Annotated in this window: 1 protein-coding gene; it reads right to left on the reverse strand. The window is 23.5% G+C overall.

The window, feature by feature from the left end:
• The coding region (locus M0D11_RS06480) for a hypothetical protein (RefSeq protein WP_252321176.1) at window positions 1–523 on the reverse strand (523 nt) is incomplete at both ends.

Here is a 523-nt window from a genome sequence, read left to right on the forward strand (position 1 = left end):
ATATTTAATGTTTTACTATTAATTTGATAAACATTAACATCAGATTGTTCTAATACTTCAAAACTAATAATTGCTCCACCATTACCACCATTTAAAGTTAAACTTCAATCTGGATAATCAAAATTAATATTTAATGTAACATCATCATTACCAATTTTACCAGAAGCAATTCTTCAAGTTCCGCTACCTGTTACTCTTGGTGTTTTAAAAAATATAACTTGTTGAAAACTTTCTAATGGATTTTCACTTTGTCATGTTACAAAAACTCGATAAATATATTGATGTAATGGGACAGATACAATATGTCATTTTCTTTCATTAATTCTATTTCCATTTACTTTTCATTTAATAATTTTTATATCCGCTAATTTTTTATCTATCTCAGTTTTATTATAATAATCAGTTAACTTTGGTATTTTTTCATCAACATATTTTTTATTTGGAATATCATTATCATCAGTTATAACTGGATTATTTCTATAAATTAAAGTTTTACCACCAACATTAGTTTTAATAACTTCAT

Origin of the sequence: Spiroplasma endosymbiont of Lariophagus distinguendus, from assembly GCF_023846195.1 — a bacterium.
Classification (GTDB): domain Bacteria; phylum Bacillota_I; class Bacilli_A; order Mycoplasmatales; family VBWQ01; genus Spiroplasma_E.